The 717-nt window shown below is 39.7% G+C and carries 1 protein-coding gene; it reads left to right on the top strand.

Going from position 1 to position 717, the window contains the following annotated elements:
* Positions 1–447 precede the first annotated feature (447 nt).
* The coding region (locus A3738_RS25060) for an arginine deiminase family protein (protein ID WP_231876758.1) at positions 448–717 on the top strand (270 nt) is incomplete at its 3' end.

The raw sequence follows: 717 nt of genomic DNA on the forward strand, positions 1-717 counted from the left end.
GCATTACGGTCATTGCATTTAGCTATGTAATTGGCGCGATTATTGGTTCAGGGCCAGAGGTTGTTTACTGGGGAACCATATTATTAATGGCAAGTGTCCCTGTATTTGTATGGGCGCAATGGGAGCATGTAGACAACTAAAAAATATTAGTAAATTAATAATTGCAACCAAGACAATTATTCACAATTTGGCAAGAAATTCTCGTTGACAGTTTTAGTCTTCAGAGCGACAAACGGATCAGCAACCACGACATGCGGCCTCTTATCAAATGACGCTTGCTAAAAATTTACTAAGCAATGACCTATTTAAATAGCAGTCATTCACTCAACAATTGGGCAAGAAATTAGATATTAAAACAACTTATAAAGTGTGCTAGTAGCGATTCGTTGAAAACAGTTTTGTTTATCAATTGCGTAACCATTTATTACGCTAAGTTGGAGGAAAGCTATGAGCAGATTACACGTTGGTTCAGAGATTGGAAGGCTTCGTCGCGTCATTCTTCACCGACCACAGCTTAGTTTATCGCGTTTAACACCAAGCAACTGCGATGAGCTACTTTTTGATGATGTTCTTCGCCTAGGCAAAGCCGGAGAAGAACACGACACCTTCAGAAAAACGCTCGAACAACATGACGTAGAAACATTCTTACTGAATGATTTACTTCAAGAAACCATTGCTGATGCGCAAGCCAAAGCATGGATTCTCGATCAACAATGC

Source organism: Oleiphilus sp. HI0066, assembly GCF_001635725.1.